Genomic DNA, 11,717 nt, shown 5'->3' with positions numbered 1-11,717 from the left:
CTGCCGCAAGCGCGCCAACCATGCGTGCAAACGGGACAACCTGCTGGCTAGTCGCTGCTGCCCAGCAGGCGCAACTGCCAATCGCTCGGCGCCTGACCGAGCGTGCGCTTGAACATGGCCGCAAAGGCGCTGGCGCTTTCGTAACCGTGCTCCAGCGCCACCGTCAGGATCGGCTTGCCCTCGGCGAGCTTCTGCTGGCTGAGCATGACCCGCGCGCGAGTCCGCCATTCGCCATAGGACATGCCCACTTCCCGCTGAAACAACCGCGCCACGCTGCGGGCACTGAGGTTGAGCTGACTGCCGCATTGCTCCAGGGTGAGGTCTTGGGCCGGGTCGTCGAGAAAGCGCTCGCACCACGCTCGCAGCCGCGCATGCTGCGGCATGGCTACGAAGGCATCGAGGTGGGCCGCGTTGGCCAGTTCGTGTTTGATCAGAGCGCGGATGTGCTCGCCGTCCTGCCGGTCGGGCAGGCGTGACGCGGCCAGAATCAATTCGCGCAGCAATCCGGAAACGACGATCACCTGACAGCGGTCGATTTGCGCTTCAAGCAGCAGCGTGCGCATGCGCACCTGGCCTTGCATGGCGATCGCGTGGTCGACCCCGGCCGGTACCCACAGGGCATGCCCGCCGGGGATGACGTAGTTACCGCCGTCACTGCTGACACGCATGATGCCGCTGGCGGCGTAGATCAGCTGGTCTTCGCCGTGGCAGTGATGGGCAACGTGCTCGCCGTGTTGATAATCCCTTCCCAGCGTTTGCATGGATCGCTCCGTTTGACCGGATCTGATTATACCGTTGGCTGGTGGTGGTTTATTGCAACATGTTTCTTTAGGGGGATTTATTCTGCCTGAATTTTGCTTTTATAGAGCGTTTATCGGTTGCCCATTGCTTTTTATCGCAATCAGCGTGCGCTTGTTCCTGCTTGCGGTTGCAGCTATTTCACTGCCAGCAAGGTGTAACACATCGGCACCTGCAGCTCGTTGCTCTCATAAACGTCATAGAGCTCTTCGCGGTTCGAATGCGGGTATTCGGTGAACGCCTGCAGTTGCAGCGACGCTTGCAGCACAGCGGTGACGATGTCGCTCATGCGGTGGATGTGCCAATACGACGTCACCCCATTCGCCTCACCCTGGCCCTCATAAACAATGGCCTTATCCTCAACCACAGGCTCGGTCTGGAAGTAGCTGCCGCTGATGCGCCAGGGGTCGTTGGACTCAGGTTCGAGCATTTCCAGGAACGGGTGAGTTTCGTAAATTGCCAGCGTCCCGCCCGGCTTCAGCGTGCTGGCGGCGTGGCGGAAGAACGCGGATAGATCGGGCATCCAGTTGAGCACGCCGATGGTGATCAGCACCACATCGAAGCGCCCGTTCATCGAGGCTGGTAGCTGGTGGATGTCGGCCTCGATGAACTCGACAGCGTGGGGCGACCTTGCGGCGAGTTCATGGGCTTGCTGCAGGAATGCGGCGGACTGATCGACGCCGACCACATGCTCGGCGCCAAGCGCATACAACGAGAGCGCTTCGCGGCCATTGTTGCAGCCCAACTGCAGTACCTGTTTGCCGCGAAGGTCTACTTGCTTGAGCAGCGCCGTGAGTGTCAGGTCCAGGCAGGAGAACTGCGCATGGGCAACCTCCGTCACCAAGCTCTGCCAGGTGGCACTGTTGCGATGCGCATCGGCAGAGGCGTTCCAGGCATCGCGGTTGCTTTCGATCATTTGCTCGAACGAAGGCATATTCGGTTTCACTCCATGAGAGTGCCGGTGATCAGGCCGGCTGGTTGCTCAGTGAGCACGGTAGGGAGGCGTAACGCAAGTTACAAACCCACCGAGCAGCGAGTACTTCGGCTTTCAAATCTAGCAGGGCTGTGCCGCCAGGTGGTTGCTGACCTTGCGGCCCAGCACCAGCACCGTCATGAAGCCGCAGCCGACCAAAGCAGTTGCCAGGCTGAGCAACGCTGCCGTACCCAGCTGATCGACGATCTGCCCACCAAAGAACGAGCCTAGCGCAATGATCACCTGGAACATCGCCACGAACAGCGGCATGCCGCGTTCGACGTCCTTGGGTGCAACGATGAACATCCAGATGCTGGCGCAGGCCGGGAACGCACCGAAGGCGAAGCCCCACAGCGCAATCAAGATGGCCGCGCCGGTCATGCCGGTGGCGAAGTGGGGGAACAGTGCAGTGCTGATACCGATCATTACAGCCACCAGCATCAGGGTATGACGCACGCTGCGGTTGGCGGCAAAGCCGGCGAAGATATTGCCCAGCACACCGGCCACGCCGTACAGCAACAGCAGCGAGCCAATGGTCGGCCCGTCGAAGCCGGCATTCTGTTTGAAGAACGGCGCCACGTAGGTGTATGCCGCAAAGTGCGCCAGGCCAATCAGCAACACGGCAATCAGGCCAATCCGCGCCTGCGGATTGATGAACAACGCCGGCAGGTCACTGACGCGGATGGCCTTTTCCGGATTGAGCCGCGGTAGCAAAAGTACCTGCGCCAGCAGCACCGGAATGCCCACCAGTGCGGTCACCAGGAAGGTCATGCGCCAGCCCATCAGCCCGCTCAGCCAGGTACCGACCGGCACGCCGAGCACGGTGGCCAGGGTTACGCCGACCATGATGATCGAGGTCGCCTGTGCCACGCCGACACCCTTGGGCGCGAGGCGGCCACTCAGGGCAATCGCGGTGGCCCAAAAGCCACCGATACTGATGCCCAGCAGCACGCGGCCGAACAGCAGCAGGCTGAAGTCGCTGGCGTAAGCCACCACTGCGTTGGCGATGATCATGATCAGGGTCAGGCCGATCAGCAGGTAACGGCGGTCCATAGTGCCAATGCCGACTGACAGCAGCGGGGCAGCGAGGGCCGCCATGATGCCCGGCACGGTGACCATCAGCCCGGCGTGGCCGGCGCTGATGCCCAAGTCGCGGGCGACGTCGTTGAGCACGCCCACTGGCAGAAACTCGCTGGTAACCAGGGCAAATGCGCCCACAGCGACCGAGAGGATCGCCAGCCACTGCTGTGCGACGCTTTGTTGATTGTGTTCAGGGAGGCCGCTAGGGGCCCGGCTGGCGCTTGGCATGGTGCTTGATTCCAAGGATGAGGTCGCCTTGAGCAGGCGGGAGAGGGCGGATTGGCGGGCATTATAGAAGTCGCCTGCGGCAAGCGGGCAGGCGTGCGGTTCGATAGTAATCATCAGTGGTATCGATGAAAGGTGCTGAACAGAGCGGCTGCCGGCGTCGGGTATTCACGCTTGCCGTGGCGTGCTCTGGGAGCGGTAGAATTGAGCGAGCGCATCGACTTACGCCAATATGGACGGCGACTATGAATCAAGTGACAAACCAGCACCTGTTGACGATCATCCAGACCAATGCGATCAACCAGCAACTGTTGACGCTGCTGCCGACGTTGCAGCTCCCGGACTGCATGCTGGTGGCTGGGTGTCTGTTCCAGACCTTCTGGAATCACCAGGCAGGTCAGAACGCCGAATGGGGCATCAAGGACTACGACATTGCCTACTTCGATAGCGATCTTTCCTGGGAAGCAGAGGATCGCGTGATTCAGCGTGTGCACGAGGCCTGCGCGCACCTTGGTGTCAACGTCGAAGTGCGCAATCAAGCCCGTATTCACCTTTGGTACAAAACCAGATTCGGTGCTGACTACCCGCAGCTTCGCAAGGCTACCGACGGCATAGACCGCTACCTGATCGCCTCGACCTGCGTCGGCGTTGATGTATATACCGGCGAGCTGTACAGCACCTACGGGCTGGATGATTTGCAGCACAACGTCCTCAGGCTCAACCCACTCAACCCGCTGGCTGGTTTGTTCAACGATAAGGCAGCAAGTTATCGCCAGCGTTGGCCTTGGCTGAAACTGGCAGATCAGCATTGACAGTGCCGGTCACCCCCTTACAATCGCGCCCCCTCGATTCAGCACGCACAGCGAAAAGGAGCTTCGATGCAACGGGTGATGATTGTTGGGCAGCCGGGTTCGGGCAAAAGCACCCTGGCGCGGCAGCTTGGTGAACGCACTGGTTTGCCGGTGGTGCACATCGACACCATTCACTGGCAGCCCGGCTGGGTTGAGCGCAGCCGGGATGAGAAGACCCGACTGTGCGGCGAGGTCGAGGCGGGTGAGCGGTGGATCTTCGAAGGAGGGCATTCGGCGACCTGGGAAAATCGGCTGGCGCGCGCCGACCTGTTGATCTGGATTGACCGATCGACTCCGCTACGGTTCTGGCGAGTGTTGCTGAGGACGTTGCTCAATCGTGGTCGAACCCGGCCTGACTTGCCGGCAGACTGCCCAGAGTTGCTGGGCAATCTGCCTGAGTTTTTCCGCTTCATGTGGCAAACCAGGCAGTCGGCGCGGCGCAAGATGCAGCAGTTGGTGGCGGATGCACCGCGGGGTTGCCGGGTGGTTTGCTTGCGTTCTGATCAAGAGACTCAGGCGTTTTTGGCGAGTTTCGACTAAGGATTCACGGTGCGCTCGTGGAGTTGGGCCGCTTCTGCCTCTATCGCAATGTCTTTTGCATGATGATCGTGCGCTCGGCACCGTGAAATTCGTCGCGAACCTCGCTGAAGCCCAAGCGCCGATAAAATGCCTGAGCAGTAATCGACGAGGGCACGCTCAACACGCCGAGGCCTCTGGCTTGCGCCACTGCTTCAAGTTTGCGCATCAATTGCTGCCCAACCCCGCGGCGCTGATAATCAGGACTCACAAATACACTGCGCACCACACCGCCATCCAGGCTCGCCGTAGCTACTACCTGATCTTGCAGAGTTGCGACATACACCTCACGCAAGGCAATCAGTTGCTCGACCGCTGCGGGTGAAAAACTGCGTTGCACCTGTTCAATGATGTCTGCTGAGTAGTCCCTGGCGTTGGACACACGCAATGCGCCAATCACGACCGCGCTGATTGCTGCTGCGTCCGCCACGGTTGCCGGTCGAATCACAGAAGTCATCCTATGCCCCGCTTGGGTTGGGGGTGTACCAAGGTGCTGCTGACTCGAGATGAACGTGTTTCTGTTTGGCTGGCAGCAACGGTGTGTCGAGCGTGCCCAGTGCAATCGAAACCCAGTCAGCCAACTCACCCGTTGAGCGCGACCAGAACAGCGTTGATCCGCACTCGCTGCAGAACTCACGTTTTACTGTGGCTGATGATGCATAGGCCCTGATGCTCGACTCGCCACTGAGGATGCGTAGCGCGTCGCGTGGCACGCTGGCGTATGACGCGAATGCGGCGCCGTGGCCTTTGCGGCATTGACTGCAATGACAGTGGCTGACGGCTTTTGGCGGCGTGAGTAGCTGGTAGCTGACGGCGCCGCAGAGGCAACTGCCGCGATGGGTTTCGGTCATGTGCTTCTCCAAGGGAGCGAAGCAGCAGCGTAGCCAGTTGTGCTGGGTGGGTCTAGTCGCGGGTAATGGGGCCGCTGCGCGACCCTATCGCGACACAAGGCCGCTCCTACAGGGGACCGCGTCAGCAGGTATTGCGCGGTCCCTGTAGGAGCGGCCTTGTGTCGCGAAAGGGCTGCAAAGCAGCCCCAAATTCCCACGCTCACATCGTCAGGTCGTTATCTCCACACTGCGTGGCTGCCCCCAATCCTGAACCAGACTGCATCGAACGGATCCAGCCCGGTGCTCTGGTTCTGATGCGGCATAGCGAGCGTTAGGTGGGGGCTGGTCGCCCGCTGAGGCAGTTACGCAGCGGCCTCAGTAGGCAAGGCTCAACACCACCTCAAAACTGCGTGACCACCGTCACGCCTGCCGTCTCGAACCGGTCCATGTTTACCAGTGCATCAATCGACTGCTCAAGGCTGATGGTCTTGCCCACCAGCTTATCCGGGGCCAGCTTGCCGCTGTGAATCATCTCGAGCATGGCATCGTAGCGGTGCGCCTGCATGCCATGGCTGCCGCAGATTTCCAGTTCGTGCGCAATCACCTTGCCCATCGGCACGGCCGGGCTGGCGTGGTCGGCGAGCATCAGGCCCACCTGCACGTGCCTGCCGCGACGGCGCAGGTTATTGATCGAGTTGAAGCAGGTAGTCGGATGGCCCAGCGCGTCCAGCGATACATGCGCACCGCCTTTGGTAATCTCCATCACCGCTTCGGCAACGTCCGCCACCTGAGTGGCGTTAATCGTGGCAACGGCGCCCAGCGTGCGTGCCAGCGCCAGTTTGTCATCGGCAATATCGACTGCCACCACACTCGCGCCCAGGGCGTTAGCGATCATCACCGCGGACAGGCCAACCCCACCGCAGCCGTGCACGGCGACCCATTGGCCCGCGCTGACCTTGCCTTGATCGACTACCGCGCGAAATGAGGTGACGAAGCGACAGCCCAGGCTAGCAGCAGTGGCATAGTCCATCGATTCGGGTAGCGCGACCAGGTTCAGATCCGCGTGGTGGATGCCTACGTATTCGGCGAACGAGCCCCAGTGGGTGAAGCCAGGTTGGAACTGGCTGTGGCAGACCTGCTGATTGCCGCTGTTGCATTCCGGGCATGCCCCACAACCCCCCACGAACGGTACGGTAACGCGGTCACCGACTTTCCACCGGCTGACGTGGCTGCCGACCTCGGCAATGACTCCGGCTAGTTCATGCCCTGGCACGTGTGGCAACTGAATGTCGGGATCATGGCCTTTCCAGCCATGCCAGTCGCTGCGGCATACGCCGGTGCCCTTGACCTCGATGACCACGCCGTGGCGCTCCGGGGTTGGGTCGGCGACGTTCATCAGGCGCGGTGGCTGGTTAAAGGCTTCGTACACTACAGCTTTCATGGCAACGATCTCCGTGTGCATGGCAGCACAATCTGGTTCAGCGCTTGGGGTGCGGTCAATTATCCGCAATCAAGCTGAAATTGCCTTTCAGAGTGCAATTGACTTTGAGGGTTGGCTGAAATTAACTTCGCTTAAAGTCATTTCTTTTGAAGAGTCCTTTCATGACCGAACGCCTGGATAAGGTAGATGTTGCGATATCAGACAGACTGCAACGCGACGGCAGGCTGTCCAACGTCAAGCTTGCCGAGCTGTTGTCCTTGAGCGAAGCCTCCTGTTGGCGAAAGCAAAAGCGCCTGGAGCAGTGTGGGGTCATCGAAGGCTACCAGGCAGTGCTCAATAGGAAGAAGCTGGGCCTTGGGGTGATGGCTTTCGTGCAGATTTCCTGCACGGACCACAGTGAGGAAGCGACTGCAAAATTCGAACGGATCATCGAATCGGCGCCGCAGGTGCTGAGCTGTCACAACACCACTGGGGAGGCCGACTTTTTGTTGCAGGTAGTGGCTAGAGATCTCGACAGCTACAGCCGGTTTGTCGAAAAAGTGCTGAGGACCCTGCCGGGCGTTTCCAGTATCAGGTCCAATATTTCCCTGCGTGAGCTGAAGACTTCCAATCGACTGCCGGTGACCGAGCTGGTGAGTATTTGACAGGCGGATGCCAGTAACCAGGGCACCGTACGCGCTGGCTACTGGCGAAGCTCATTCAGCCAAGCGGCGCTGTGGTTACCCCGTCAAGCTGGCGCCAGATCTGCAGTGGGTTGTCTTGCTTGAGCGCGTCAGGCAGCAAGGCATCCGGCAGGTTCTGATAGCACACCGGTCGCAGGAAGCGCTCGATGGCGGTTGAGCCGACCGACGTGCTGCGGCTGTCGGAGGTGGCCGGGAAGGGGCCGCCATGGACCATCGCATCGCAGACTTCGACGCCGGTAGGAAAGCCGTTGACCAGCAGCCGGCCGGCTTTCTTCTCCAGCGTCTGAACCAGGCAGCGCGCAACCTCCAGGTCCTGCTCCGTCAACTGCAGGGTTGCCGTCAGCTGACCTTCAAGCGACCTGGCGAAGGCCAGCATCTGGTCCACGCTCTGGCAGCTGATGACGATTGCCGCAGGGCCGAACACTTCTTCCAGCAGCTGCGGGTTGGCCGCGACATTGGCGAAGGTCGTGCGGTACAAATGACCCTGCGCTTGCGTCGCACCAGAAGGCGGCTGGCCAGCGGCGACCAGTGCTGTGTCGGGCTGCGCAGCGATCCGTTGCAGGCCGGTCAGGTATGCCTGGTGAATGCCCGGTGTGAGCATCGTCTGGCTGGCCTTGTCAGCCAGGCAGGCACCGGCACGGGCAACGAACGTTTCCAGCTCAGGCCCTGCAACGGCCAGCAGGATGCCTGGGTTGGTGCAGAACTGGCCGGCGCCCAGTGCCAGCGCGTCGGCAAAGCCTGCGGCTATTGTCTCGGCTCGCGCTGCCAGTGCGCCTGGCAGCAGGAACACCGGGTTGACGCTGCTCATCTCGGCGTACACCGGGATCGGCTCGGCACGCGCCGCGGCTGCCCGTAGCAAGGCCAGGCCACCGCGGCGCGAGCCGGTGAAGCCAACGGCCTTGACGGCCGGGTGGGCGACCAGTTGTTGGCCTACGTCATTGCCGTCACCCACCACCAGCGAGAAAGTGCCTTCGGGCAGTTCCAGCTGCTGCACAGCCTGTTGGATCGCGCGCCCGACCAGCTCACTGGTGCCCAGGTGTGCCCGGTGCGCCTTGACGATCACCGGGCAGCCTGCGGCCAGTGCCGAGGCCGTGTCGCCGCCCGCGACCGAGAACGCCAGCGGGAAATTGCTGGCGCCGAACACCACCACAGGTCCCAGCGCCACCTTGCACATACGCAGATCCGGGCGCGGCAGTGGCGCTCGGTCGGGCAGGGCAGAGTCGAAGGTCGCCTGCTGCCAGCGGCCTTGGCGCAGCACCGAGGCAAACAGCCGCAGTTGGCCCACGGTACGCCCGCGCTCACCTTCCAGGCGGGCCAGAGGCAGCCCGGTTTCGCTGTGGGCGCGCTCAAGCAGCGTTGCGCCCAGGCCGACGATACCGTCGGCAATCGCTTCGAGAAACTGCGCGCGCCGTTCCGGGCTGGTCGAACGCAAACTGTCAAACGCCTGGTCGGCAAGCTCGCACGCCTGATTGACCAAGTTGGCGCTGGCGCAGTTGAACACAGGGGTGGGGATGGCCTCTTCAGTCGCGGGGTTGATCGCCAGCAGTTCACGGCCTTGGCCACGAATCAGTTGATGCCCGATTATTTGTTCGCCGGTAAGTGGCATTGCTCTACTCCGTAAACCAGTTACTTGTCAGAAGAAATCGGCTGCTTCAACAGCAACAGGTAAGCCATGGCGGCAACCGCTGCGACGACGGCGCTGATGAGGAATGCCGAGGCGAACGAACCCGATTGCTGAATGCTGAAGCCGGTGACGATCGGTGCCACTGATCCTGCCAGGTAGCCGCCGAAGTTCTGAATGGAGCCGAATGACGCGACCTGGCGGCTGTCGACGATGGTGTTGGCGATCATCCAGGCGGTGGAGCTGGCCATGTTGATGCTGAACAAGGCGCAGCAGAGCAGGGCCAGGCTGAGCACAATGCCGCTGCCAAAGGCCAGGGGCACGGTGAACGCCGCTGCAGCCAGCAACGCGCTGATCACCACCCGTTTGCGACTGCCCAGCACCGTGCCGCCTTTTTTCACCAGGCGGTCGCAGAGCCGGCCGGCGACGATGGTGCCCAAGGCGCCGAACACGTAAGCCAGTGACACCACCCAGGCGGTCTGATACAGGCCCAGACCGTGCTCACGCTCGAAGTAGCCGGGCAGCCAGGTCAGGTGCAGCCAAAGCATGTAGATCACGCCCATGAAGCCCAGCACTGCGCCCCAGGTGCTCTTGTGGCGGAACAGTTCAGCCCAGGCGCTGAGCTGGGATTTCAAACTTGGCTTTGGTGCCACGTTGGCCTGTTGCTGAGTCTGCGACGCCAGCAGGCGCTCGCGTTCTTCGGCAGGCAATTCAGCCAGGTAACGCTCCTTGCTCTTGTAGAAGGCGAACCAGCACAGCGCGATGACGATGCCGAACACGCCGGTAGCGATGAACATCCCGCGCCAGCCCCAGTTGATCATCAGCAGGGTCAGCAGCGGCGGGGCGATGCACGGGCCGATGCAGGTCGAGGACAGCACGATGCCGGTGGGCGTCCCGCGTTTTTCTGCCTCGAACCATTCCGCCAGGGCCTTGGCCGCCGAGGGGAACATCGGCGCTTCGCCGATGCCCAGTGCGATGCGCAGGCCGATGAATGCCGAGAAGCTGTTGATCAGGCCCGAGGCGGTCTGCGCCACCGACCAGCCCAACAGGGCGGCGCCGAGCGAGAGTTTGCTGCCCAGGCGATCGATGATCACCCCCAGCGGCAGTTGCGAGAAGGCATAAGCCAGGGAAAACGCCGACAGCAGAATGCCCATCTGCGAAGGCGTGATGGCCATGTCGCGCTGGATCGAGGTGTTGGCAATCGACAGAGCGCTGCGGTCGACATAGTTGATGATGCCGATCACCAGCAGCAGGCTGACAGTGATGAACTGGTATTTCTTGAATGGGTTTCGGCTGGCTACCGTATCCGCAGTGCGGTCAAGCTCGGCTTGCGCATATTTACTGGTCATGGCTGTTCACTTTTATTGTTATTGGGGATTAGTTGCTGGCTTGGGCTTACATGGACGCCTCGAGCATCCAGCGGTAGTCCTCGGCACTGGCTTCACGGGGATTGGTGCGGTGGCTATGGTCGGCCAGGGCACCCTGGATGATGCCTGGGAACATCGCTTCGCTGACGCCCAGTTCACGCAGGCCTGTCGGCAAGCCCAGGGCACGGGTCATGTCACGCAGGGCCGTTTCGATCTGGCTGTCGTCAGCCAGGCCCATGGCCTGGGCAATGCGCAGCGTCTTCTGTTCAGCGGTCATCGTCGCCGCCTGACGATTGAAGGCAATCACCGCCGGCAAGAAGATCGCGTTGAGCGTGCCGTGGTGCAGGCGCGGATTGATGCCGCCCAGCGCGTGGCTCAGGCTATGCACACAGCCCAGGCCTTTCTGGAATGCCAGGGCGCCCTGCAGTGACGCGCTCATCATGTTGGTCCGCGCTTCGAGGTTGTGCGGGTCGGCGGTGGCAGCGGTGATGAAGCGCCAGGCGCGCCATAGCCCGTCCAGGGCAATGCCGTCGGCCGGCGGGTTGAACGCAGGCGCCATGAACGTCTCGAGGCAGTGCGCAATAGCGTCCATGCCGGTGGCAGCGGTCATTGCGGCGGGCAAACCTACGGTCAGCGCAGGGTCGCAGATGGCTGACTTAGGGACTACATGCGGTGAGATCACGCCGACTTTGCGACCGTCATCGAGGATCAGGATGGCGCCGCGACCGACTTCGCTGCCCGTGCCGGCAGTGGTCGGTACCGCAATCACTGGCGCAGTGGCGGCGGTGATGTGGGCAAGGCCGCCTTCGATCACGGCAAAGCGCTTCAGTGGGCCCTCATGGCGGGCGCAGACGGCCACGCCTTTGGCCAGGTCGATGGCCGAGCCGCCACCAATGGCGATGATGCCGTCGCAGTTACATTCGCGGAACATGGCGACTGCTTCGCGGACTGCGCTCTCGTTTGGGTTGGGTGGCGTAGCGTCGTAGATCGGCAGGGCCATGTCAGCGCCTTCGAAGGCGTCAAGGGCGCGGTCGACCAGCCCGGCGGCGCGTACGCCGCGGTCGGTCACGATCAAAGGTCGGGTTATACCAATGCGCTGGCATTCGGCGGGCAGCAGCGTAATCGCGCCGACCTCGAACTGGATTTGAGTGATGTAGTTGATCAGGGACATGCGCTCTCCTGGAGCCTTTTGGCTTCTTTGTTTTTGGCCAATCTCAGGGCCTTGCTGGCGCACCGGGTGCGTCATCGTGCGGGGCCAGTATAGAAATCCCC

The 11,717-nt window shown here is 61.7% G+C and carries 12 protein-coding genes; 3 read left to right on the top strand and 9 right to left on the bottom strand.

Translation table 11 applies throughout. The features are described from left to right. Positions 1–47 precede the first annotated feature (47 nt). The 3 genes from M2396_RS08020 to M2396_RS08010 form a co-directional block, all read right to left on the bottom strand. The gene (locus tag M2396_RS08020) at positions 48–761 is read right to left on the bottom strand and encodes a helix-turn-helix transcriptional regulator (RefSeq protein ID WP_259074121.1); all 714 of its coding nucleotides are present in this window, start codon (positions 759–761) and stop codon (positions 48–50) included. Positions 762–934: 173 nt separating this feature from the next. Further along, positions 935–1,732, bottom strand: a complete 798-nt coding sequence (locus M2396_RS08015; protein WP_259074119.1) for a class I SAM-dependent methyltransferase — start codon at positions 1,730–1,732, stop codon at positions 935–937. A gap of 120 nt (positions 1,733–1,852) precedes the next feature. Beyond that, a complete protein-coding gene (locus M2396_RS08010; protein ID WP_150569639.1) occupies positions 1,853–3,079 on the bottom strand; it encodes an MFS transporter in 1,227 nt (408 codons plus the stop codon). 242 nt (positions 3,080–3,321) lie between these two features. On the opposite strand from M2396_RS08010, the gene M2396_RS08005 reads away from it, so the two are divergent. Together M2396_RS08005 and M2396_RS08000 are read left to right on the top strand one after the other, a co-directional pair. Continuing rightward, positions 3,322–3,888 carry a nucleotidyltransferase family protein gene (locus M2396_RS08005; RefSeq protein WP_150572980.1) on the top strand — a complete coding sequence of 189 codons (567 nt, stop codon included), beginning with the start codon at positions 3,322–3,324 and terminating at the stop codon, positions 3,886–3,888. A 66-nt stretch (positions 3,889–3,954) separates the two neighbouring features. Continuing rightward, entirely contained in the window at positions 3,955–4,467 is a 513-nt protein-coding gene (locus M2396_RS08000; protein WP_101318579.1) for an AAA family ATPase, read from the top strand. 40 nt (positions 4,468–4,507) lie between these two features. Here the strand turns inward: M2396_RS08000 and M2396_RS07995 are convergent, their stop codons facing one another. From M2396_RS07995 to M2396_RS07985, 3 genes are all read right to left on the bottom strand, one after another. Beyond that, on the bottom strand, positions 4,508–4,960 hold the full coding sequence (locus tag M2396_RS07995; protein ID WP_150569538.1) for a GNAT family N-acetyltransferase: 453 nt from the start codon (positions 4,958–4,960) through the stop codon (positions 4,508–4,510). A 1-nt stretch (position 4,961) separates the two neighbouring features. Continuing rightward, positions 4,962–5,354 carry a GFA family protein gene (locus tag M2396_RS07990; protein WP_259074117.1) on the bottom strand — a complete coding sequence of 131 codons (393 nt, stop codon included), beginning with the start codon at positions 5,352–5,354 and terminating at the stop codon, positions 4,962–4,964. A 379-nt stretch (positions 5,355–5,733) separates the two neighbouring features. Then, complete coding sequence (locus tag M2396_RS07985; RefSeq protein WP_259074116.1) at positions 5,734–6,774, bottom strand: zinc-dependent alcohol dehydrogenase family protein; 1,041 nt, start codon at positions 6,772–6,774, stop codon at positions 5,734–5,736. Positions 6,775–6,935: 161 nt separating this feature from the next. Between M2396_RS07985 and M2396_RS07980 the strand changes: the two genes are divergently transcribed. Further along, the gene (locus M2396_RS07980; RefSeq protein ID WP_259074115.1) at positions 6,936–7,418 is read left to right on the top strand and encodes an Lrp/AsnC family transcriptional regulator; all 483 of its coding nucleotides are present in this window, start codon (positions 6,936–6,938) and stop codon (positions 7,416–7,418) included. 55 nt (positions 7,419–7,473) lie between these two features. Here the strand turns inward: M2396_RS07980 and M2396_RS07975 are convergent, their stop codons facing one another. The 3 genes from M2396_RS07975 to M2396_RS07965 are packed head-to-tail and all read right to left on the bottom strand — an operon-like array spanning position 7,474 to position 11,616. Beyond that, a complete protein-coding gene (locus tag M2396_RS07975; RefSeq protein ID WP_259074113.1) occupies positions 7,474–9,063 on the bottom strand; it encodes an aldehyde dehydrogenase (NADP(+)) in 1,590 nt (529 codons plus the stop codon). Positions 9,064–9,083: 20 nt separating this feature from the next. Beyond that, on the bottom strand, positions 9,084–10,427 hold the full coding sequence (locus tag M2396_RS07970; protein WP_101318603.1) for an MFS transporter: 1,344 nt from the start codon (positions 10,425–10,427) through the stop codon (positions 9,084–9,086). A 46-nt stretch (positions 10,428–10,473) separates the two neighbouring features. Next, on the bottom strand, positions 10,474–11,616 hold the full coding sequence (locus tag M2396_RS07965) for an iron-containing alcohol dehydrogenase (RefSeq protein WP_259074111.1): 1,143 nt from the start codon (positions 11,614–11,616) through the stop codon (positions 10,474–10,476). Between the last annotated feature and the right edge of the window lie 101 nt (positions 11,617–11,717).

The organism is Pseudomonas sp. BIGb0278, from assembly GCF_024809895.1.
Lineage (GTDB): Bacteria > Pseudomonadota > Gammaproteobacteria > Pseudomonadales > Pseudomonadaceae > Aquipseudomonas > Aquipseudomonas shirazensis.
This window is presented reverse-complemented; position numbering and strand designations above follow the sequence as displayed.

What these genes read in the sequence shown, in the direction of transcription:
- M2396_RS07965 (WP_259074111.1), bottom strand. Translation starts at nt 11,616, where the DNA reads ATGTCCCTGATCAACTACATCACTCAAATCCAGTTCGAGGTCGGCGCG.
- M2396_RS08015 (WP_259074119.1), bottom strand. Translation starts at nt 1,732, where the DNA reads ATGCCTTCGTTCGAGCAAATGATCGAAAGCAACCGCGATGCCTGGAAC.
- M2396_RS08005 (WP_150572980.1), top strand. Translation starts at nt 3,322, where the DNA reads ATGAATCAAGTGACAAACCAGCACCTGTTGACGATCATCCAGACCAAT.
- M2396_RS07975 (WP_259074113.1), bottom strand. Translation starts at nt 9,063, where the DNA reads ATGCCACTTACCGGCGAACAAATAATCGGGCATCAACTGATTCGTGGC.
- M2396_RS07970 (WP_101318603.1), bottom strand. Translation starts at nt 10,427, where the DNA reads ATGACCAGTAAATATGCGCAAGCCGAGCTTGACCGCACTGCGGATACG.
- M2396_RS08010 (WP_150569639.1), bottom strand. Translation starts at nt 3,079, where the DNA reads ATGCCAAGCGCCAGCCGGGCCCCTAGCGGCCTCCCTGAACACAATCAA.
- M2396_RS08000 (WP_101318579.1), top strand. Translation starts at nt 3,955, where the DNA reads ATGCAACGGGTGATGATTGTTGGGCAGCCGGGTTCGGGCAAAAGCACC.
- M2396_RS07990 (WP_259074117.1), bottom strand. Translation starts at nt 5,354, where the DNA reads ATGACCGAAACCCATCGCGGCAGTTGCCTCTGCGGCGCCGTCAGCTAC.
- M2396_RS07995 (WP_150569538.1), bottom strand. Translation starts at nt 4,960, where the DNA reads ATGACTTCTGTGATTCGACCGGCAACCGTGGCGGACGCAGCAGCAATC.
- M2396_RS08020 (WP_259074121.1), bottom strand. Translation starts at nt 761, where the DNA reads ATGCAAACGCTGGGAAGGGATTATCAACACGGCGAGCACGTTGCCCAT.
- M2396_RS07980 (WP_259074115.1), top strand. Translation starts at nt 6,936, where the DNA reads ATGACCGAACGCCTGGATAAGGTAGATGTTGCGATATCAGACAGACTG.
- M2396_RS07985 (WP_259074116.1), bottom strand. Translation starts at nt 6,774, where the DNA reads ATGAAAGCTGTAGTGTACGAAGCCTTTAACCAGCCACCGCGCCTGATG.